The organism is Hydrogeniiclostridium mannosilyticum (assembly GCF_003268275.1).
Classification (GTDB): Bacteria; Bacillota; Clostridia; order Oscillospirales; family Acutalibacteraceae; genus Hydrogeniiclostridium; species Hydrogeniiclostridium mannosilyticum.
In genome coordinates this window covers 471,710-492,953 of the sequence record NZ_QLYR01000001.1, presented here as the reverse complement: position 1 = coordinate 492,953, position 21,244 = coordinate 471,710, and the positions used below count along the sequence as shown (strand labels likewise).

The 21,244-nt window shown below is 52.6% G+C and carries 17 protein-coding genes; 5 read left to right on the top strand and 12 right to left on the bottom strand.

The window, feature by feature from the left end; genetic code table 11:
- Window position 1: 1 nt before the first annotated feature.
- From DPQ25_RS02340 to DPQ25_RS02320, 5 genes are read left to right on the top strand one after another with little or no spacing between them, the layout of a single operon-like run.
- Window positions 2-775 carry an ABC transporter permease gene (locus DPQ25_RS02340; RefSeq protein ID WP_177576797.1) on the top strand — a complete coding sequence of 258 codons (774 nt, stop codon included), beginning with the start codon at window positions 2-4 and terminating at the stop codon, window positions 773-775.
- A gap of 13 nt (window positions 776-788) precedes the next feature.
- Window positions 789-1,517, top strand: a complete 729-nt coding sequence (locus DPQ25_RS02335; protein ID WP_112331559.1) for an ABC transporter ATP-binding protein — start codon at window positions 789-791, stop codon at window positions 1,515-1,517.
- Window positions 1,504-2,667 (top strand): glycosyltransferase, encoded by a 1,164-nt coding sequence (locus DPQ25_RS02330; RefSeq protein ID WP_112331558.1) that lies wholly within the window; start codon window positions 1,504-1,506, stop codon window positions 2,665-2,667. The genes DPQ25_RS02335 and DPQ25_RS02330 overlap by 14 nt, the downstream gene beginning before the upstream one ends.
- On the top strand, window positions 2,664-3,977 hold the full coding sequence (locus tag DPQ25_RS02325) for an Ig-like domain-containing protein (protein ID WP_112331557.1): 1,314 nt from the start codon (window positions 2,664-2,666) through the stop codon (window positions 3,975-3,977). Before DPQ25_RS02330 ends, DPQ25_RS02325 begins: the two co-directional genes overlap by 4 nt.
- 41 nt (window positions 3,978-4,018) lie before the next feature.
- Window positions 4,019-6,049, top strand: coding sequence for an HAD family hydrolase (locus DPQ25_RS02320; RefSeq protein ID WP_112331556.1), 2,031 nt, complete (start codon window positions 4,019-4,021; stop codon window positions 6,047-6,049).
- 134 nt (window positions 6,050-6,183) lie between these two features.
- Here DPQ25_RS02320 and DPQ25_RS02315 read toward each other — a convergent pair whose 3' ends face one another.
- The 12 genes from DPQ25_RS02315 to DPQ25_RS02260 all read right to left on the bottom strand — a co-directional run bounded on the left by DPQ25_RS02315 (window position 6,184) and on the right by DPQ25_RS02260 (window position 21,241).
- A complete protein-coding gene (locus DPQ25_RS02315; RefSeq protein WP_112331555.1) occupies window positions 6,184-8,502 on the bottom strand; it encodes a glycoside hydrolase family 2 protein in 2,319 nt (772 codons plus the stop codon).
- 234 nt (window positions 8,503-8,736) lie between these two features.
- A complete protein-coding gene (locus DPQ25_RS02310) occupies window positions 8,737-9,144 on the bottom strand; it encodes a DUF4368 domain-containing protein (RefSeq protein ID WP_177576796.1) in 408 nt (135 codons plus the stop codon).
- The gene (locus DPQ25_RS02305) at window positions 9,053-10,354 is read right to left on the bottom strand and encodes a recombinase family protein (protein WP_112331554.1); all 1,302 of its coding nucleotides are present in this window, start codon (window positions 10,352-10,354) and stop codon (window positions 9,053-9,055) included. The genes DPQ25_RS02310 and DPQ25_RS02305 overlap by 92 nt, the downstream gene beginning before the upstream one ends.
- A 79-nt stretch (window positions 10,355-10,433) precedes the next feature.
- A complete protein-coding gene (locus DPQ25_RS02300) occupies window positions 10,434-10,613 on the bottom strand; it encodes a hypothetical protein (protein WP_112331553.1) in 180 nt (59 codons plus the stop codon).
- Between the two features lie 190 nt (window positions 10,614-10,803).
- Window positions 10,804-12,495, bottom strand: coding sequence for an LPXTG cell wall anchor domain-containing protein (locus DPQ25_RS02295; RefSeq protein ID WP_112331552.1), 1,692 nt, complete (start codon window positions 12,493-12,495; stop codon window positions 10,804-10,806).
- 281 nt (window positions 12,496-12,776) lie between these two features.
- Window positions 12,777-13,373 carry a recombinase family protein gene (locus DPQ25_RS02290; protein ID WP_242978193.1) on the bottom strand — a complete coding sequence of 199 codons (597 nt, stop codon included), beginning with the start codon at window positions 13,371-13,373 and terminating at the stop codon, window positions 12,777-12,779.
- 197 nt (window positions 13,374-13,570) lie between these two features.
- Window positions 13,571-14,542 (bottom strand): hypothetical protein, encoded by a 972-nt coding sequence (locus tag DPQ25_RS02285; protein ID WP_112331550.1) that lies wholly within the window; start codon window positions 14,540-14,542, stop codon window positions 13,571-13,573.
- Window positions 14,543-15,380: 838 nt separating this feature from the next.
- Window positions 15,381-15,779, bottom strand: coding sequence for a zinc ribbon domain-containing protein (locus tag DPQ25_RS02280; protein ID WP_177576795.1), 399 nt, complete (start codon window positions 15,777-15,779; stop codon window positions 15,381-15,383).
- A 94-nt stretch (window positions 15,780-15,873) separates the two neighbouring features.
- Window positions 15,874-16,833 carry a uridine kinase family protein gene (locus DPQ25_RS02275; protein ID WP_112331549.1) on the bottom strand — a complete coding sequence of 320 codons (960 nt, stop codon included), beginning with the start codon at window positions 16,831-16,833 and terminating at the stop codon, window positions 15,874-15,876.
- Complete coding sequence (hemZ, locus tag DPQ25_RS02270) at window positions 16,796-18,301, bottom strand: coproporphyrinogen dehydrogenase HemZ (RefSeq protein WP_112331548.1); 1,506 nt, start codon at window positions 18,299-18,301, stop codon at window positions 16,796-16,798. The genes DPQ25_RS02275 and hemZ overlap by 38 nt, the downstream gene beginning before the upstream one ends.
- 111 nt (window positions 18,302-18,412) lie before the next feature.
- Window positions 18,413-19,042 (bottom strand): MBL fold metallo-hydrolase, encoded by a 630-nt coding sequence (locus DPQ25_RS02265; RefSeq protein ID WP_112331547.1) that lies wholly within the window; start codon window positions 19,040-19,042, stop codon window positions 18,413-18,415.
- A gap of 18 nt (window positions 19,043-19,060) precedes the next feature.
- Window positions 19,061-21,241, bottom strand: coding sequence for a RelA/SpoT family protein (locus tag DPQ25_RS02260; protein ID WP_242978192.1), 2,181 nt, complete (start codon window positions 21,239-21,241; stop codon window positions 19,061-19,063).
- Window positions 21,242-21,244: the final 3 nt, after the last annotated feature.

The window sequence follows — 21,244 nt, the reverse complement described above, 5'->3', positions numbered from 1 at the left end:
GATGCAGGCGATCAGAGAATTTATGAATTATTTCAGCTTCCTGTATGAGCTGTTTAAAAGAGACTTTAAAAAGAAGTATTATAAATCCGTGCTGGGTGTAGTTTGGACGCTGCTCAACCCGCTGCTGATGATGACTGTCATGACAATTGTTTTTTCCACCTTGTTCCGCCGCTCGATTGAATATTTCCCGGTTTATTACCTGTGCGGATATGTGATGATGAGTTTCAACAGCATGACCACGACGCAGTCGCTGAACTGCATATTGAACAACAGCGGACTGATTCGGAAAATCCACGTGCCGAACTATATGTTTTGCTTGGCTACGGTCGGGGTAAACGCCTTTACCATGGTGATTTCCCTTATCCCTATGTTTTTGATGATTCTTGTTACAGGCGCCCCCGTGACCCCCTATCTGCTCCTTATTCCGGTCCCGCTGATCCTGCTGCTGATATTTACCACGGGGCTTTCATTAGCGCTGAGCATAACAGGCGTATTCTTTCGCGACATGAAGCATTTATACTCCATTATCACAACGATTTGGATGTATGCGACGCCGACCTTTTACCCGATTTCCATCATCCCGCAGCAGTACCGTTTTATTTGGGACCTGAATCCGCTGTACCACTATATTACCATGATGCGGGACTTAGTGCTCTACAGGACGATACCGTCGCAGCAAACGCTTTTTATCGCAACCTGTTACAGCCTGCTGATGCTGGTGACGGGGATTTTGGTCTTTAAAAAATATCAGGACCGGATTTATACGCACCTATAAGGAGGGAACGAAAATGAAACCGATTATCACCGTGCAGGACGTTTCCATGATGTTCCGCCTTAGTAAGAACAAGGAGTACCGGTTGAAGGAGTATTTTTTGAACGCTGTGCGGGGGCACTTGGCTTTTGAGGAATTTTGGGCGCTGAAGCACATTTCGTTTGAACTGAGCAAGGGGGAATCGCTTGGCCTGGTGGGGGTTAACGGTTCCGGAAAGTCGACGCTCCTAAAGCTGATTGCAGGCATTATGCGGCCAACCTCGGGCATGATAAAAACCATCGGCACAATTGCGCCGTTGATTGAAATTAACGGCGGGTTTGACCGGACGCTGACCGCCCGGGAGAATATTTATTTAACGGGCGCCATGCATGGGCACACGCGCGCCTATATGAATAAACGTTTTGACGAAATTGTTGATTTTGCCGAGCTGGGGGCCTTTGTCGATGCACCTGTTGCCACCTATTCGTCCGGCATGCTTTCCAGGCTTGGTTTTGCCATCGCGACCCTTACAAACGCGGATATTGTTATTGCCGATGAGGTGCTGGCGGTTGGTGACGCAAAATTCAGGAAAAAATGCGAGGACCGCATGAAAAAAATGTTGGATGCAGGCACGACAATCTTGTTCGTTTCCCACTCCACTCCACAGGTGAAAAAGATTTGCCAGAAGGCCGTCTGGCTGGATAAGGGCGTTGTAAAGATGATGGGGACATCGGACGAGGTGTGCAAGGCTTATGAGCAGAGTTGAACAGGCTGGAAGCGGGAAGAAACTTCTGATGACAGCTTCTCGCGCGTCGCATATCACGCAGTTTCATCTGCCCTATTTACAATGGTTCCAGGAGCACGGCTGGCAGGTGGACGTGGCTGCGCAGGGCAGGCGGGACATCCCCTATAGCGACCATTACTATGAATTGCCCTTTTCGAAGAAGGATATTTCATTTCAAAACATAAAAACAGCCTTTTGGCTGGCAAAGCTGATTCGCCGGGAACGTTACAGCCTGGTTATTTCGCATGCGACACTTGCCGGCTTTATTACCAAGCTGGCGGTTGTGCTGTCCGGCTGCCGATCGGCGCGTTATATTGCGGTTTGCCATGGCTATTTGTTCAAGGAGGACGGAGGGCTGAAGAACCGTCTGTACTTTTTTTGTGAGAGGCTGTTCCGCGGGCGGGTGGACTGCTTGCTGACGATGAACCGGGCGGACGAGGAGCTGGCGAAAGCCAACCGGCTTTGCCGCCATATAGCCGCTATCCCCGGCATGGGAATCTGTCCGGAGGCATTGCCCCGTTTGAGTGCGGAGGAAAAAAAGCGGGAAAAGAGCCGGTTATACGGGGAATGGGACCTTTCGGACCGGCAGACTCTTCTACTTTGCGTCGGTGAATTTTCTGTCAGAAAAAACCAGCTACGTTTGATAGAGGCGTTTGCCAATGTGGCGGGGCGGTACCCACAGGCCCGGCTGCTGCTGGCCGGGGAGGGAGCGCTGCTGCCCGATTGCCGCCGTTTGGTACAAGAAAAGGGCCTGGAAAAGAAGGTGCTTTTTTTGGGCCAGCGCAGGGATGTCGCCGTTCTACTGCAATGCTGCTGTAACGCATTGGTAACGGCCAGCCGCTCTGAGGGGCTTCCTTTTACCGTAATGGAGGCGCTTTACTGCGGAAAGCCTGTTTTAGCCTCAGAAGTAAAAGGACACACCGATTTGATTCAAGACGGCGTGAACGGCTTTCTATTTTCGCCGGACGACCCTCTGGAGCCGGAAAAAACACTGTACAGATTTTTGGACGGCTTCCATTTCGAACAGGAAGCGCTCCGGCTGCCGAGGCTTTATCTAATTGACCATGCCTTGCCGCAGGTGCTTTCCTGTTACCTCGGGCATGAGGCATATGTAAAGGAGGAATCCGATTGAAGAAACGATTCGGCTGCCTTTTGGTACTGATGGCAGTTTTTATAGGAGAGCTCTTGTTTTTTCCGGCTGGACAGGCGGAGGCGGTGGTACTGGAAAGAAATGAACTGCTGCTTTGCCAAGGACAGTCTTACCAGTTCGTCCACGGGGCCCAATATAGCTATACGGTTGACGATGCCAGTGTAGTAACCGTGAGCGAGCAGGGGGTTGTGACAGCCGGCGTACCGGGGAGTACGGTGATAGAAGTTATCGATGGCAGCGGCGGACGGGCGGAATGCCAGGTGACTGTGCTTTCGGGGACCGGGCCAAATTCCCTGATGATTGAAACGGATAATATGGTGCTGAAGCCGGGAGAGGAGCGCTACTTATATACCCAGGTTATCCCGGACAACGCTCAGAATAACCGAATTACCTTTGAAAGCAGCGATCCGGGCGTGGCCTCGGTGAACAACCTGGGGCTTATTACGGCGCACCGCGAAGGTGTTACCACTGTAACGGCGCGGGGCCAGAGCTCTCTGGCGGAAAAAAGCTGCGTTGTGACGGTTTCTGCTGGTGGTGTACAAGCCGTTTATGCCTCGGGAACTGGAAAATTGCTGGATGAGGACGGATTACCGGCCGGCGGAGTGCCGGTAATCTTACAGGGGGAACAGAACTATTCCCTTACCACGGAAACGGACGGCTCCTTTAGCCTGGCAGATGCCCAGGTTCCGGTAGGCGCTTACGTATTTGTCGTGGAATGGAACAGCCGGCGCTACACCGGCAAGGTTGTTTTTCAGGCACGGGGCGAAACTAGTTTTACAGCGAAACTGTCGGGAAATACGATACAAATTGACTATCATGAGGTTCAGGAGACAGTCGGCGCCACAGCGGACCCTCAGGAAAATTCCACCTCGCGGGAAATGACCGGTTTGGTGCTGCCGGTTGAAAATATTATGATTGACCCGGACGAGACCTACCAGCTGCTTCCATCGGCTCTGCCGGAGGGGACGGCTTTACCGGCCGTGCTTTATCAGTCCTCCGACGAGCAGGTTGCTTCTGTTCGCCCCAATGGCGCGGTCCTTGGCGTCAATGGCGGGACGGCGACAATTACGGTGACGACAGGGGACGGCAGATTTACGGCGGCTTGTACGGTAAAGGTTTCCGAACGCGAGTCCAATGAATACAGTTGGCTGATTATTGCAGCCGAGGGCGCTGTCCTGGCTGTGGTTTTGATTTTATTCACGGTTGTTTACCGGCACTTTATCAAGCAGAAAATAAAATGGGAGCTGCGCCAGTTTAAAAGTGATTCGGTCAATAAAAATCCTAAAGACTAGTTGCCGGCACGGCTGAAAAAAGGATTGAAGGAGGGAAGCCTGTGGGCGCCTTAAAGAAAATAAAGGACTTCTTTTATAATATCCTGGTCAGGCGGGTTCCCGAAATTCAGCGTTATTATGAAAGCTATGTTGATGCCGACAAAGAACGCCACCGAAAAAAGAGGGGACAATCTTGGGCATTGCTGCTCAAATGCAATTTCCACTATTATTTCCGGCGGCGGTTACCAGAGACGGCCGCCGGCAGAACAGAGGCCAAACGGCTGCATACCGGGGGCAGCGAGTCGTCGCTTTCGCTCCGGGAGACACCTGAACAGCTTGCGGAAAAGCTACGGGACTATGATGTAATTTCCTTTGATTTATTTGATACGCTGGTTTACAGGCCGGTTGCACGTCCGGCAGACCTGTTTTATTTTGTCGGCGCCCGTTTGGAATATATGGGGTTTCATCAGCTGCGTGTTCAGGCTGAACGGCGGGCAAGAAACAGGAAATACCGGGAGCAGGGAACCTGGGAGGTTACCTTGCAGGAAATTTACCAATGCCTACAGGATGATATGGGGGCGGAGGCCTGGACAGCAATGGAAGCAGAGCTACAGACGGAGCTGTCGCTCTGCTTTGCCAACCCCTATATGAAGCGCCTGTATACTCGCCTGCGGGAGCAGGGGAAAACGGTGATTATTATTTCTGATATGTACCTGCCTGCAAAGGTGCTGCGGAATATTTTACACAATTGTGGATTTGTGGAGCCGGAGCAGCTGCTTGTCTCCTGTGAGTGGGGTAAAAGCAAGCATGAAGGGACTCTTTTTCAGTTGGCGAAGGAGCGTTTGGGTACTGAAAAAAGCTTTGCCCATGTCGGCGATAATTTCGGAGCGGATGTTGACGCGGCCCGGAAAAACGGCTTTTTCGCCGTATACTACCCCAATGCGCAGGAAAAGGGCTTGCGCTTCCGGCCGGACACGATGTCCCGCATGGTGGGGTCAGCTTACGCGGGGACGGTAAACACCTGGCTGCACAACGGCGCCTCGGTTTATTCACCCCAGTATGAATACGGTTATATAGTTGGGGGATTGCTGGTGCTTGGGTACTGTACCTTTATACACCGTTATGCGGCGGCGCATCAAATAGACAAGATCCTTTTTTTGGCCCGGGACGGCAAGCTCTTACACGAGGTATACCGGCGGCTTTACCCGGAGGCTCGCTGCGAATATGTTTATTGGTCCCGGCTGGCCTCCGTCAAGCTGGCGGCAGAGCGGTATAAGCGCACCTATTTTACCCGTTTTGTCGAACACAACAGTCATGGTAGAATGACCTTGCATGAACTGGTGGCGGGCATGGAGCTGGAGGCGCTGGAGGAGCGGCTGCAACAACAGCTATCCAGTTCTATGTCGGAAAGGCTGACCCCTCAGAATGCCGGGCAGGTGGTTCAGGCCCTGGAAAAACTTTGGCCGGAGGTGCTGGCATGCTATGAGCAGCAGCAACAGGCGGCCCGCCAGTATTGGCAGGGTGTTTTGCAGGGCTGCCGGAGGGCCTGTGCGGTGGATATCGGCTGGGCTGGAAGCGGTGCGGTCTTTTTGCGCTACTTGGTCCAGCATAAGTGGCAAATCCCTTGCGAAATTATCGGCCTGCTTGCGGGTACCGATACCTTTTACACCGCAGAGGCCGATGAGAGCGTTTCGTTTCTGCAAACAGAAAAGCTGGTGCCCTATTTATATTCAGAGGGGCTGAACCGTGAATTTTGGAGTACGCATAATCCGGGCAAGCGGCACAATGTGTATCTGGAAATGCTGTTGACTTCACGGGAGCCGAGCCTGAAGGGGTTTGCTTTGGATCCGGATGGAAGCGTCCGGCTGGATTTTTGTGCGCCGGACCCCGTAGACGGGCAGATGGTTGCTGAGATTCAACAGGGGGTGCTGGATTTTGTTGAAAACTATTGCAGGCATTTTGCCGCATATCCGGAGTTGTTTACAATCCCGGGGCACGACGCCTACCTTCCGTTCAGGCTGGCGCTGAATAGCGAGAAGGATTATTTCAAGCTGGTATTTCCGGACTTGGACTTTAAAGAGAATATATTGTAATGGTTGTTAGAGAAAATATTGGCTCGGCTTAAATAATCAGCCGGGCTTTATTACATGCAGAAGGCCGCCCAGGAGGCGTTGCAGATTAAAATAAAAAGCTGCCGTTTTACAGCCGGCAGCTTTCTTGTGGCGGTTTAGATATTTGGATAATACCGGTGGAGGAAATCACGGTAAAATGCCAGCTCAAAGGGAGGATTACCGGCCAGATAGTGGTTTTTACCGCTCCTGTCGCCACAGGTCCATTCCAGGGTATAAATTTTCTTTTCGCCCTGGCTATAGGGAAGAGACGTCACTGTTTTGACCTCGCCGTCAATGGATATGATCCCCTCGTAAACGGTCCGGTTATGGCCCATATAATCATTGATCCGGCAGAAAATATCCTGCCGTGCGCCGGTGTCATTGACCAGCTTGACTTCACAGCACCAGTTTTTAGGCTCGGCTACACTGAGCAAGATCGGCTGCTGGACCTGTTTGATATAATAATAGGCCAGTTTTTTATTGAAGTAGTAATCCACAACGGCATCTGAGAACTGCGGCCAGCCGTCTATGAGGTTCCACCAGATGATTCCGGTACGGTTGGGCTTTCCGGTGCGGAAGAGCTCTATAAAGAACTTGAAGGCTTCTGCCTGTGAGATTTGGCTTGCCAGGATAAAATCTTCTAAATTGTCGGGCAGCGTACCGAAAAGCTCGCGGATCTGCTTTGCCATCAGTTCAATGCGGTAGGCGTAACTGCCGCCCGTGCCCTTTTCCGGTGAAGCGGCATGGATCATCCAGGCATCGTTATTTTGCCATGGCCAGAGTTTATCCGCCGGGAGAAATTTTTCCAGCGAATCCCGGGAAGGACATCCGTGGTAGCCGATTTCACTGGCAAAGTTACAGAGAGAGCCCTTGTAAAATTCACTTTTAAAATAATCACGCGGTCCCCATAGATGGCGCTCGGTTAAATAAGTGTCGTCTACCAGCCTGGCAGCGTCAGGGCCGACATATGGGGAGCTTGGAAGGTAGGGGCGGGTGGGGTCTTCGGCATCGATTACATCCTGCAATACCTGGCGGGTGATTCGGTTGCGGTTCGGGTCCCTGGGAAAGGCGCCGTATTGAGTAAACTGATCGCATTCGTTATCACCGGACCAAAGCATAATGCTGGCATGGTGCCGCAACCGGCGGACAACGGCTTCCGCCTCGTGACGGATAACACGGCAAAACTCCTCGTCTGTTGGATGTAGGGCGCAGGCCATCATAAAGTCCTGCCAAATCAGGATGCCCAGCTCATCACAGCGTGTGTAGAGGTAATCATCCTCGTAAACGCCGCCTCCCCAGCAGCGAATGGCATTGCAGCCAGAGTCATCCAGCAGGTCCATAACAGCGGGCAGGCGTTGCCTGTCCCTGGAGTGGAAGGCATCGATTGGGACAAAGTTGGTGCCCAGGATAAAGATTTTCCTGCCGTTTACTTCAAAGTGGAATTTTCCGCTGAAGAAGGCATCGGTGAGCCCGGTGCGTTCTAAGTGAACGGTACGGATTCCGCTGCTGTGCCGGATGGTATCCAGCACGGCTCCGTCTTTCTTGATGGAAACCGTTATTTGATAAAGGTCGGGGGCGCCATACCCCTTTGGCCACCAAAAGCGGACGTTTTCGGCGGTAAAATCTAATTTTCCTGCGGTAAACCAAGGCCGTTCCGAGGCATAAAAGCTGCTGTCTCCACAGCGGCCGGTGACCTCGATTTCATAGCGGGAGAGGTCTGCATCTTGCGTTTTAAAGTCATAGAAAAGCTGGAGATGCGCGGTTTTTCGATCAAGGTCGATGCCGGCCGTCATCAGGTAGGCTTGGTTTAGGCGTATGGTCGGACGGTATTCCAGGCGTACCGGGCGGAAGATACCGGCGGAAACGATGCGCGGCATAATGTCCCAGCCAAACATATGGGGAGCCTTGCGCAGGCGTAGTGCCTCATAGTTGTATTTCAGGGCGGTGTTACCGGCTGAAATTTTATTTTTCCTGGCCTCTATACAGGCCGGGGCAATATGAACGACCAGCTCATTTTCACCTTCTCGGAGCAGAGACTGGGCCGGAAATTCCTGTGGGATAAACATATTGTCGCAGGATCCGGTTTTCTTTCCATTTAGATAGATTTCCGCAACTGTGTCAATGCCCTCAAAGACAAGCCAGGGTTCCGTGCCTTCTTCTGTAGAATAGTCAAATTTTCTGGCGTAGAACAGGTGCATATCCTCCATTTTTTCGCTCTCCAGAAGGTTTTCACCATAGAAAGGATCCGGCAACAGGCCGGCCTCCACCATATCCAGTTCAAAATTTCCCGGTACCTTTCCGGTTATGAGGGCGGTGTTAAATTGCGCTACTTCGGTGTAAGTGACAGGATGTGCTGAAGCGTGGAGATAATCCGCATGCTTCTGAAGCGCGAGCCGGTATGCGCCGCATAGGTCTATTTTTTTCCAGGTGTTCATTGCTTTCTCCCCTTAAATCGTCCGCAAGCAATACTATCCATGCTTGCTTTTTGGGATCAATATAGCATGTTTGGCTTTGCAAGTCAATGAATTTTCAGAGCGAGTTGGGGCTGGTTTTGTGAAAGGGCAGGGCCGGAAACGCTCTGCCTAATATAAAAAAGCCGGGGAATGGCCCCGGCAAGATAAGGAAGTAACGATTTTCGGTAGAGCAGGACACGCAAAACGTGTCCTGCTCTATTGTATTGTCCCAATGTAATTAAAGTGAATATCAATCTTCTGTGTGTAAAACTTCTTCTTGTAAGCGCCGTCGCGCTCATGCACCGTAATGTGGTGGACAAACTCCCGCAGGATTTCCGGCGTCAGCTCCGGCACCTCTAAATGCCGGTCAACAATGGCGAGGAAGTTCCCCACGCTGTCCAACTCGTCCTGCTGTCCGGCAAGCTCGGTTTCCAAGAGGGAAATATGCCCCTTCAAGGCTTCCTGCTCCGCCAGATACCGCCCGTTCAACTGCTTGAACTGTCCGTCTGTGAGTATGCCGGTTGCCAGCTTCTCAAAGGTGGCGGCTATCAGGTTGTCCAGCTCTGCTTGCCGGTTTTTCGCCTGTTCCAGCTCCTTCCGCTTTGCCGCCAGCTCCTTTTTCAACTGCCCGGATTTCTTCGCCGTCAGATGGGAGATAAAGGCTTCCCGGTCTTTTTGCACCGCAGCGCAGGCGCTGTATGGCTTTCAGTACCGTTTCCCGCAGGTACAGGGCTTTTACCGTGTGGGGCGTGCATGTTTCCTTGTGCCTGTGATACCGCCCGCACAGATAGCTGTACTGGCTCTCGTCCCAGCTCCCGCACCGGCAAAGGTAATGGGTGCTGCCGCAGTCGGCGCACTGTACCATGCCCGCCAGCATATCCATTTCCCCCAGCTTGGTGGGCCGCCGCTTGTTTTCCCGTACCCGCTGCACAATGTCCCACAGCTCCCGGTCAATAATCGGCTCGTGGGCGTTTTCTACCTTGTAGCGTTTTTCCTCCGGCACCTCTACCACAAGGTCGCTTTTGTAGGACGGCTTGTGCGTCTTGCAGCTTGTCTGTATGCCGATATAGTCCGGGTTTTCCAGTATATCCGCTACACTGCTTCCCGACCACCGATAGGGAAAGTCCGGGTTGCGGCTGGAATGGTTGCGTCCAAACTTGCGGTAGGCGTATTCTGTAGGCACAAGTATTCTTTCCTGTTCCAGCCGCTTTGCAATCTGCTCCGGCCCCATACCGGAGGCGCACAGGTTGAAGATATACCGCACCTGTTCCGCCGCCTCCGGGTCTGGAATGATTTTGAACCTGTCCGCCGGGTCTTTCTGGTAGCCGTAAGGCGGAATGGAAGCAATCCGCACGCCCTTTTCCGCCTTGTGCTGAATAACAGCGTTAATCTTCCGGCTGGTCTGCCGGGGATACCACTCGTTAAACAGGTTGGAGAACATGGCTAAATCCTCGTCGCTCTCCGTGTTGGTGGCGCTGTCATAGTTGTTGGTGATGGCGATAAAGCGCACCTCCAGCGCCGGGAACACGATTTCCAGCAGGTTATTGGCTTCCGACTGGTTGCGGTACAGGCGGGTCAGGTCGGTCACAATCAGCGTAGCGGCCTGCCCTTCCCGTATCATGGCAAGCACCCTCTGAAAGCCGGGGCGGTTGGTCTTTGTCCCGGAAATGCCGTCGTCATACAGAAACAGGACGTTTGAAAAGCCCTGTTTTGCCGCATAGTCCCGCAGCATTTCCTCCTGGTGCTGTATGCTCAGGCTGGTTCCTTCCCGCTTGTCCTCGTTGGATAACCGGCCATAGAGCAACGTATATTTTTCTGTTTGGTTTCCCTGCATGTTACGCTCCTTTCCAGCAGGGGAAACCTGTCATAAGGTAAAAATATCATACCACAGGACAGGGAAAAAGGGAAGGGCTTCAGCCCTTCCCCTTCTCCTGCCGCTCCATATCCGCTTCCATCAGGCGCAGCAGGCGGCTTTTCAGGTTGCCCGTCCCGGTGGTAGGAAGATACAGGCTGACTTGAAACGTCACGCCGCCCTTCTTGACCTCTATGGTCTTGTAAAGGTACTCCTGCAGCGCCTTCCCGTTGTGTTCCATCTGGCCTCCTTTCCGCCGGAGATTTCCCTTGCTTCTGCGAAAAGGCCCGTCCTGTGTTACCCTGTCAGGCTTCCGGCTGATTGATTGAAGGCTTTGCCTTCTACCATCAGTATGACGGAAGCTGGACAGGGATAAGAAAAACCGGAGTACAGATACCGAATATCCGTACCCCGGCTTTGTGGGTCAAAAACTATCTGCTGTGCTTTCTCTTTCTGCTGTAAACAATGGTGCCCGCCATTCCAGCGCCGGCCATGAGCATAACGGCAATCCAAACAACCATATTGCTGTTGTCTCCGGTCTGAGGAACGTCGGTAGTCGGTTTATCTTCCGGTTTGGTAGGTTGTTCTGTTGTTCCGGTTGCAGGAATTTCTACCGCGACCTTTGCATAGCCGCAGACAGTGCATTCTTCATGCTTGGAACCCTTTTCGTTCGCTGTGGCTTCCTTGTCAGTAATCCATGCAAAAGTATGAGCGGACTCATCTGCTTTAGCTCCGCAGGAGCATTCGTGCCAATGGTTTGTGCCGTCAGATTTCCATTCTGTTCCATAGCTATGCGTGTGAGTCAGCATTGGGATTTCCTCGGTTGCCTTATAATTGCAAACCGTGCAGCTTCTCTCTCTGGAGCCTTTCTCTGTCTCAGTAGCCTCTTTGGTTACAGTCCATTCGCCCCAAATATGCGCTGCGGTATCGGCCGCTTCTCCACAGCTGCATTCATGCCAATGGTTGTCCTTGTCAGACGACCAAGTTTCCCTGTAACTATGTACGTGAGCATTGATTGTCTCGCCAACTTGGACAGTTTCACCATTCACAGTAATTTTACTGCCGGTTTGGTTTTCTACCGTTACTTTATCCGGTACTGTAATCGTATCTCCCTGGAGAACAGTAATAGTATCTCCTTCTTTTGCTGAATCAGCCATGATTTGTGCGTCACCGCCAGCAGCGTACTGGGTAGTTCCATTGTTTGTGAGTCCTATCAGTGCTGTATTGTCAGCGACAAAAGCAGAAGGGTCTGCGGTATAGCTACCTCCGGCAATCGTAACCTGATCTTGCGGCGTTACATTGCTGCCGATCTTGCCTACAACATTGGGCGCATTAAAGGTTCCGCCGTTAGCTGAGATGGTTCCGGCTACCGTGTCGTCTCCTTCCACCACTAAAGCCATTTTTTCAGCATTAACGACAGCAGTAGATGTCTCTGGGAATGTAATGCTTCCTGTTGAGCCATCGCCCGCCTTTTTCGAGACAACCCCATAGGCACCATTAAAGGTTCCGCTATTTACGGTCACATCTCCGTATGCAATCAACGCGCCTGCACCATTTCCATCAAAGACGCCGCCGTTGATCACTGTTTCGGTAGACGCTGCTGCGCTAATTGCCGCATTATAGGCTGCGCTGTTTGCACCATTGCATTCAAACGTGCCGCCTTCAATGGTCAGCGAATATCCAGCATTTTGAACAGCCGCCAGATATTGCCCGCCATCGTATACAACCTTTCCGGTCCCTTTGCTGTCCCGGATAATTAGATTTCCCATATTGCTGATAACAATAGTTTTTCCAGACACGGTAAAGCCATTTAAATCCAAAATCATGGTAGGCTGCTTTGCCCCGGCTGCATCCCTGTAATTCCCAAATGTGATCGGGGACGTTGCCCCTTGTTGCAGGGTAATATTCTTTTGCAGGGTCACAGTGTAGGTTCCGTCTGTATTATTCGTAATAATTGCTGCATCAATGGCCCACGTGTCAATGTCACTTTGTGTAGTGTCACTTGTAAAGGTCATTCCAGTAGATACTTCTACTGTATCTCCTGCCGCAAACGCCATTGTCGGCATCATTGCCAGTACCATGACAACCGCCAACAAACTTGCCAGCCATTTTCTTTTTTTCATTGTTTGCTTCTTCCTTTCGTTTTATTGATTGATGATTTGCCAAAGAACTCAAACAGGCTCGTCCCGTTCACAACTCATCTCCTTCCCCTCATGTATGCATTCAGATTTTCCGCTTTGCAATCGTCTACTTTTGCAAAGTCAGTACATGCCTAAATATACATATTAAATCTACCAGAAAACACGCCGTTTTTCAATACCCGGTGGGGAAAATCCTTCGTTCGCTATACCTCTTTTTTCCCACTTTGCAAAAGTAGGCTTTTCCAAAGTTTCAGGCAGTTTATTTAATCGGCTTTTTCAAATTTGACCGCTTTCGCATAGAATGTGCCTTCCGGCATTCCGCAGGCTTCCGCCGCCTGCCGGAGTGTCATTTTTTTGCCCCTCCATGCCCTGTGTACCTCATAAAAGTTGCCCGGCAAAGGGACAGGCGGCCTGCCGAATTTAACGCCCCTTGCTTTCGCCGCCGCAATCCCTTCCGCCTGCCGTTTGCGTATGCTCTCCCGTTCGCTCTGGGCCACGAAAGATAAAATCTGCAATACCAAATCTGCAATAAACGTCCCCATCAGGTCTTTTCCCTGCCGGGTGTCCAAAAGCGGCATATCTAAAACGCAAATATCTATGCCTTTTTCCTGCGTCAATAACCGCCATTGCTCCTGTATCTCCCGGTAGTTGCGCCCCAAGCGGTCAATGCTCAGGATATACAGTAAATCGCCCTGTTTTACCCTCCGTACCAGCCGCTTGTATTTGGGCCGGTTAAAGTCTTTCCCCGATTGTTTATCCATGTAAATCCGGTTGTCCGGTATGCCTTTCCCATGCAGGGCTATGAGCTGCCTGTCCTCGTTCTGGTCTGTGCTGGAAACACGGATATATCCATATTCCAAAAAATCACCTCCCTTCCCACTTAATATGCAGGGAAGAGAGGCAAAAAACAAATGGAAACGGCCTGCACAGGAGAAAAAACGGAATTTCCAGCTTCCGGCGGTTTTATAGATGGTTATCCGCATGTAACCGCTGTTTTCTCCACACGCGGCTGTTTTTATTCCGATAGCTCCATTTCTCTTTCCCTACCGGCTGTTATTTACTTATCCAGATAGTGTCCGGCAATAACGGAAATCTGGTTATGACCTAATTGTCGGCTGACATACAGCATGACCTTTTTGTCGTAGACCACGCCCCGCCTGTCCTTCTTGCACCGATAGTAGGAAGGTACAAGCTGCCATGTTTTGACGCGGCTCCCGTCCGGCTTTTTGAGATAGGTTCCGTCTGGTTTCCGTACTGGCCTTAATTCCCAGATAGGCGGCAGGCTGCGGAAATCCCGGCCTTCCGTTTTCCGCAGCTTTTCCTGATAGCTGTGATACATGGCGTTTGCGTACTCCCTCCGGCACCCGTGTACGTCCATATGGGAGGGGACGGAAGCAAAGACGGGCTTTCCTGTGGGATTTCCCGCAAACTTCAAGACCGCTTCTTCTTTCCCCGGCAGCACGTCAATGTCCCGCACCTTGCCGCCCTTGCCTTTGACCCCGCAGACCGTCACGCTCCCGTCCTCGTTTTCCCGTATCTGCTCCGGTTTTACCGCCGCCAGTTCATGGCGGCGCAGGCCGGTCGCTCTTGCAAAGGCGAGAATATCCGCGTTGTTCTCTTTGGAAAAGCCATAGTCGCGGGCGGCCTCCTGCCTGCTCCGCTCAATGTCCTGCCGTTCCCGGTGGGGGAGGGTCACAGCAAAGTCCTGCGCCGTGCAGCCGTAGAGCTTGCACAGCGCCGCCCTTTGTGTGGCAAGGGTATAGGCGGACAAGCCCCGGTCAATCCCGCTTTGCAGGTAGCTTTCCACACAGGGCCGGGCGGCTTCCAGCGTCCGGCTCCCATACTCTGATTTTGCCCACTTTGCAAAAGCGCAGCTTTGTTTCATGTAGGTTTCAAAGGTGCGATAGGAGAAAATGCCAGCGGGGGAATGGGTTTGCTCCGCCTTCTTTGCTTCATGGCGTTTCTCTCCTATCCGCAGTTGGACTTGCAGCGCTTCCTGCACCTGCCGCACCATAGATTTTTGTTTCATACCGGCCTCCTTTCATATGGGCGCAGTTATCCCTTGAGAAAATAGCTGTTAGTTGGGCGTTTCGGCGAGATTTTTTTGACAGCTTCCCGGTGCTGTTTTCCCGATTTCACGGGCTTTGCGAGGCTTTTCACTCCGCTGCCGCTGGCAGCTCCGTTTACCCGTCGATTTTTTATCAAAAATCGAGCGTGTAATCGTTCTGCCTGTGTCTGCTCCACATACAGTGGGAGCCGCACAGCCTTGTCGGGCCTGCTGTGCTTCCTTCGAACCAGTTACCGCTATATCGCTCGGACAGGTCACTGCTTCTTCGAACCGTTTGCCGCCGTTATCCGTCTGGACGGGGCCGCTGCTCTTCGAACCCTTTAGCCGCCTCTTTATCGTCAAGGTAGGCCACTGCTTTTTTCACTCCCTTCGTCTTTTCATGCTACATCTTTAGTATGACGAATGCTGATAACTCTCAATAAACGCAGAAAAGCGGCGCCCCCAATTTATGGGAGCGCCGCCCGCAGTGGCCCGCCCGACGAAAGGTTCGAAGTTTCGTCAGGCGGCGAGGCTGGTTTTTCTGCTTTTCCCCGTCTGTTTCTCCGGTCTCTCCGTCCTTCTTCCGCGTTACTTGCTTCCCTCTTTGTTCTCCGCTGCTTGTTCCCTTCCGCAGTTTCCCGCCTCACTCTTAGTATGACAGAATTTGAACCGTTTGGACGCATAAAGATAGGACAGGCGTTTCCGCCTGTCCTTTTCCTTCCCTTATGCCGGTTCCCTCTGCCCTTATACTTCCTTTTCGGGCCGGAGAGATATTCCCCGGCTTTTTAAGTAGAAGGCCGCCTTCATTTATGCGGCGCTTTTATTTGCCTTCGCTGTTTTCATCGGCTGACGGCCCGTCATTGACAAGCCTGTTGCCGCATTTACTGCAAAAAATAGAATCCTGCGGGTTGATTGCACCACAGTTTCTACAGATTGTTTTTTTGCGCAGGGCAATTATCTGTTCGTTGACGGCATCGAGCTGTTCATACAGATCGTCAATTGCAGAAATGCATTCCGTCACCAGGTCACTGGTATCGTTTTCAGTTTTTTTAGCATCATAAATAACTCTTCCAAGCGATTCAAAGCGTTTGGAAATTTCGTTGTTTAAGTCCGCAGCAGTGATCCTGAGCTTGGATATATCAACGATTTCCCCGGCCTTTTTTCCGACAACAGAGACGGCTGATTTGGCGTTAATAACAACGTCTTCAAAAAGTCCCACAAAAATCACGCTCCCATCTATAGTTTGCACAATTATACCATCTTTTAAAAAGAAAAACAAGAGAAGAAGTATGAACAAAGCATGGCTACAGGGCTCATGCCGCCGGGTTTCCAATAAATTCCCACAGCACGGACTCAGGCGGCACAAGAGAAAAGGGGATGGGGGTGAAGAGTGCCAGTGCCTGCTGAAGCTGCCGGGCCCTTTGCTCGTGCTCGCTGCCCGGTGGAACAGTGGAAAGTAACGGCGTGAGCAGGCTGCGGAAAACGCAGGGCTCGTAGGAGTGGAAGGAATTGATGGTGAAGTCGGCCTCGCGCCGGTATGGCTTAATGTAGCGGTACTCGCCGGACATTACGGAGGGCCACATGGCAAGGGTGCCCACCGGCGGCATGCTGCGGAACTGGTGGTCGCGTACAATGCGGCGGATGAGACGAATGTCATTAGGCGTCAACAGGGCCTGCCCGCGGTCGCTGATTCCCTGCTTCACACTAATATATATCTTGGTCAGGTCCTGCCTGGGCAGTCGCTGGACAATCCGGGGGTTCAGGGCATGGATTCCCTCCACAACGGCGATGGCATCCGGCCTCAGCTCAATCGGGCGCGTCTCGGCAAGCGGGCGGTGGTGCGTAAAATCAAAAACCGGCAGGTTGCAGGCACCATGCTGCATTAGGCTCAGCAGGCAGTCGTTTAGCAGCTCAATATTCAGGGCATCTACGGTCTCATAATCTGGCTTTCCATCGGCATCCAACGGCGTATGCTCGTCGCCCAGGTAGAAATCGTCCAGGGAAATCAGCACAGCTTCCCGGCCTTTCTGCTGAAAACGCGCTACCAGCTGATGGGCGGTGGTGGTCTTGCTGCTGCTGGACGGCCCTGAGAGCATGATCGTATGGACGCGGTGCGGCAGGCAGCGTGCAAGAACAGCATTGGCAAGCTCGGCCAGGCTGTTCTGGTATTTTTCCTCCACACGTTGGATAAAGTCGCCTGGGAGCGCGGCATAGCGGTTGATTTGCTGAACCGTATCAGCGTAGTGTGCGTATTGCTCGATTGAATTTTTCATAGAGTTGATCTACCTGTTCTTTCCTGGCAATGATTTCATTAAAACGGTCTATATATTCATATGGATGCTTGAAGTTAAAAATACGTTCTAAATTTTCACTGTGAGGGTCCTTGACCTTTGTAACGGCTCCGGCCCCGCAGCCCAGGATAGTTTGAGATTCGTCCATAATAAAGACATTATACGGGCTTTCGGCGCCCGGCCGGGCCCACCCGACATTTTCAAGATTGCCAACCATACGGCTTTGCCGGTATAAATAGTAGGGCTCATATCCCCGGGCCGGAAGCCTCTGCTGCACATAGGCAAGCATACGGGCTGTTTCAGCGGCTCCGGCGCTTTCACCATTTTCCTCTTGGTAGATATGGGAGGAGCGCTTTAGTGCGAGTGTGTGTACGGTGATGCTCTCCGGGTTTAATGCAAGCACCTGGTCCAGTGTATGTCCGAAGCCTGCGGCGCTGTCCCCCGGCAGGCCGGCGATGAGATCCATATTGATATTCTGAAAACCGAGACGGCGCGCAAGGGCAAAGGCATCCAGGGTCTGCTGCGCGGTATGGCGGCGGCCGATAATTTTTAAAATCCGGTCGTCCAGGGTTTGTGGGTTTATGCTGATGCGCGTTACTTGATTCTGTGAAAGGGCCTTGAGCTTTTCCGGCGTGATGGTGTCGGGCCTGCCGGCCTCCACGGTAAATTCACGGCAGCCGGACAGGTCAAAGTGGGTATGCACGGCCTTTAGCAAGGTGTTTAGCTGCCCGGCTTCCAGCGTGGTCGGAGTCCCGCCGCCGAAATAGACGGTTTCCAAATGGAGGCCCAGCCGCCCAGCACACGCGCCAGCGGCGGCAATCTCTTGGCATAAAAGCTCCACATAGGCGGGAATCAGCTTCATCGTTTTTTCTACAGAGGAAGAAACAAAGGAGCAGTATGAGCAGCGGGTAGGGCAAAAGGGAATGGAAATGTACAGACTGAAAGCGTTTGGCTTGGAACGCTCAAGAATTTTCTGTTCATTTTTCATTGTAGCCAGACTAAGCTGTACCTTTTCTGGGGAGGCCAGGTAGATCTGTTGAAAATCAGCAGCGGCCTGGTCTTCGCCTGATTTTTCACACAGTGCGCGCAGCAGCTTGACAGGCCGGACCCCGGTAATAATGCCCCACTGAGGGCGGAAGCCTCTCAGCTGGGACAGTGCCTTAAAGAGCAGACGGCCCATGCAAAGCTCCTGTGCGCCGGAATCCGTGGCCTGGGGACCCTTCAGCGTCTCACAATAGCGCTGCTTTTCCCCGCCCGGCTCCCACAGCTCTACCGTGATGGCAGCGGTGCCGCTCTCCTGGCGCAGTGCTGTCAATACGGCAAGGGCGCCGGGGGTTTCCTGAAGTGGCGGCAGCTCTTTGCGCACTTCTATTTTTTCGTGGTGGAAAAATAAACGGCATAGGTTTTCCATCTCATAGTGGAAGGAATGGCCGTCAATAATTAAGATCACGTGATCACTCCTGAAAGGTCAAAGATAATAGGCTCCGGTGGCAGGACCGCCCAGCGGGCAATAAATAAATGAAATAACGAAAGCGGCATAAAAGCCGCTCTGCTCTGGTGATTAATTGTTCTGCATATAGGGATTAAAGCGCCGCTCCATATCCAAAGTGGTTTCGCCCTCGTGCCCGGGGTAAACCTGGAGGTTGCCTGGCAGATCCGCCAGCCGGCGCAGAGATCTGGCCATCGCGGCGGAATCTCCGGTGGGAAAATCAGTTCTGCCACAGCTCTGCTGAAACAGCGTGTCGCCGGAAAAAAGCGCATCCCCTACAAGGTAGCAATAGCTGCCAGCCGTGTGGCCCGGCGTATGGAGCGCCCGAATGGACAGGCCGCCCAGCGGGATGCTGTCGCCTTCGGAAATAAGAACGTCCGGGGTAATGACAGGCTGTGGAGCGGCGGACAGCATGCTGGACAGGCTGAGCGCAGGGTCGTGAAGAAATGCGGCGTCCTCTCTGCCAATATAGATTTTGGCGCCGGTCATCCGGTGTACCTGTGCCAGGCCGCCGGTGTGGTCGAAGTGGCCGTGGGTCAGCAGGATGGCCTTAATATTTTTTGAACCGGCCTGCCAGATGGCGTCGGCAAGCTCAGGGCTGAAAAATCCGGGGTCGATAACCGCGGTTTCACCGGTGGCATCGTCGGTGAGTAAATAGCAGTTGACGGGCAGCATGCCGCCCGTTATCCGTTTAATTTTCATTTAAACCGTCCTTTCTCGTCAGCTCCGGCGCACGGAGTAGACGCCCTCAATACCCGACAGCCGGGCGATAATGCTTTGTAGGTGCTCCAGCCCATGAATCGTGATGGTAGCGGTAATTACCGCGCCGCCGTCCTTGGTTTCACGGGAGTTTAGGGAGTGAATGGCAATATGCATGTTGAACAGCTGCTGGGTAACGTCTGCCAGCAAGCCCGAGCGGTCTGTCGCTATGATCTCAAGGGTGGATTTAAAATCCTCTTTTACCGTCCCTGCCCAATGGACGTTTACCCAGCGCTCCGGTTCGGCAGCCTCGCTGATTTTCCGCGGGACATTACTGCAGGAACGCTTGTGGATGGATACGCCGAAGCCACGGGTAATGAAGCCGATAATCTCATCACCGGGGAGCGGGTTGCAGCAGCGCGAAAATTTAATCAGGCAATTCTCCATCCCGTCGACAATCACACCTTCGGCAGCCTTTTTTGGCGCTTCAGGCACCGTGGGCAATTCGGGGAGCTCGGAGTCTTTTGCCTGGCGGTGCGTTTTTTGATATTCCTCCCGGACCTTTGGCATCAGCTTCCACAGCTGAATACCGCCGTACCCAATGGCGGCATAGACATCGTCGTCCGTTTGACAGCTTTGCTTTTTGCCAATTTGCTGCAAAAATGAGGAGAGCTCCTCTTCGGTAAAATCAATGTTGTTCCGCTTGAACTCACGTTCCAGCTCGGCCTTGCCTTCGGCGATGTTTTCATCCCTTTTTTCGCGCTTGAACCATTGCCGGATTTTATTGCGGGCCTCGCTGGTTTTAACTATTTTAAGCCAGTCGCGGCTGGGGCCGCGTCCAACCTCCTTGGTGGTGAGGATTTCAATGATCTCGCCGGTCTTGACTTTATAGTCAATGGGAACAATTTTCTTGTCAACCTTTGCGCCGACCATCCGGTTGCCGACGGCGCTGTGAATGGCATAGGCAAAATCGATGACAGTAGAACCCGAGGGCAGGTTGATGACCTCGCCCTTTGGCGTAAAGACAAAGACCTCCTCCGGGGCAAGGTCGGACTTAATAGTCCGTACAAGGTCCGTCGCGTCGCCGCTCTCCTTTTGATTTTCCAGCATCTGGCGGATCCAGGAGAGCCGCTGCTCCAGCGAGTCGCCCCTAGAGATGCCGAGCTTATATTTCCAGTGGGCGGCAATGCCGTATTCGGCGGTGTGGTGCATCTCCCAGGTACGGATCTGAACCTCGAAGGGGATGCCCTCCTTGCCGATAACTGTTGTGTGCAGCGACTGATACATATTGGGCTTAGGGGTGGAGATATAGTCTTTGAAACGGTTCGGCAGCGGGCGGTACATGTCGTGGATGATGCCCAGCACATTGTAGCAGTCGTTTACAGTGTCGACAATAACGCGGACCGCGTAGATGTCATAAATCTGGTCCATGTTTTTGCCTTGTATAAACATTTTGCGGTAAATTCCGTTTACGCTTTTTACACGCCCCTCCAGGTACACGTTAGGAATCAGCTGGGAGACGCGCTCACGAATATGGGCCTTGGTCTCTTCAATAAAGGCCTCGCGCTCATTGCGGTGAAGAGCCAGGCCGCTTTCAATTTCCTGGTAGGCGATGGGGTCCAGATAGCGCAGGGAAAGATCCTCAAGCTCCTCCTTGACGGCCCGGATGCCGAGCCGATGCGCGATGGGGGCATAAACCTCCATGTTCTCCAGGGCTTTGTCCCGCTGTGTTTGCGGTTTCCAGAAGCGCCCGGTTCGCATATTGTGCAGGCGGTCTGCCAGCTTGATGATGATGACGCGGATATCCTCGGCCATGGCGATAAGCATTTTACGGATGTTCTCGGCCTGCTGCTCTTCCCGGGAGGAATAGGGGATGCGCCCCAGCTTGGTAACGCCGTTGATAAGCTTGGCAATGTCCTCGCCGAAACCCCTGCTAATCTGCTCTAAGGTAATTGGTGTGTCCTCAACAACGTCGTGCAGAAGGCCGGCTGCAATGGACTCGGAATCCATGCCAAGCTCAACCAAAATACAGGCAACCGCAACGGGATGGCTGATATAGGAATCGCCGGAGAGGCGCTTTTGCCCGGAATGGCTGTCATCCGCCAGATGGTATGCCCGGTCGATTAATTCCATGTCGTAATCGCGCTCGCTGTTTTGCAGCAGCTTTTTCAGGTCTTCATAAGTCTGTAGAGCCTCCGCCATGTC

Bases quoted from the DNA above. Each gene is read 5' to 3' on its own strand.
- DPQ25_RS02265 (WP_112331547.1), bottom strand. From the start codon at position 19,042: ATGAAAATTAAACGGATAACGGGCGGCATGCTGCCCGTCAACTGCTAT.
- DPQ25_RS02285 (WP_112331550.1), bottom strand. From the start codon at position 14,542: ATGAAACAAAAATCTATGGTGCGGCAGGTGCAGGAAGCGCTGCAAGTC.
- DPQ25_RS02300 (WP_112331553.1), bottom strand. From the start codon at position 10,613: ATGGAACACAACGGGAAGGCGCTGCAGGAGTACCTTTACAAGACCATA.
- DPQ25_RS02330 (WP_112331558.1), top strand. From the start codon at position 1,504: ATGAGCAGAGTTGAACAGGCTGGAAGCGGGAAGAAACTTCTGATGACA.
- DPQ25_RS02335 (WP_112331559.1), top strand. From the start codon at position 789: ATGAAACCGATTATCACCGTGCAGGACGTTTCCATGATGTTCCGCCTT.
- DPQ25_RS02275 (WP_112331549.1), bottom strand. From the start codon at position 16,833: ATGAAAAATTCAATCGAGCAATACGCACACTACGCTGATACGGTTCAG.
- DPQ25_RS02315 (WP_112331555.1), bottom strand. From the start codon at position 8,502: ATGAACACCTGGAAAAAAATAGACCTATGCGGCGCATACCGGCTCGCG.
- DPQ25_RS02305 (WP_112331554.1), bottom strand. From the start codon at position 10,354: ATGCAGGGAAACCAAACAGAAAAATATACGTTGCTCTATGGCCGGTTA.
- DPQ25_RS02260 (WP_242978192.1), bottom strand. From the start codon at position 21,241: ATGGCGGAGGCTCTACAGACTTATGAAGACCTGAAAAAGCTGCTGCAA.
- DPQ25_RS02340 (WP_177576797.1), top strand. From the start codon at position 2: ATGCAGGCGATCAGAGAATTTATGAATTATTTCAGCTTCCTGTATGAG.
- DPQ25_RS02295 (WP_112331552.1), bottom strand. From the start codon at position 12,495: ATGAAAAAAAGAAAATGGCTGGCAAGTTTGTTGGCGGTTGTCATGGTA.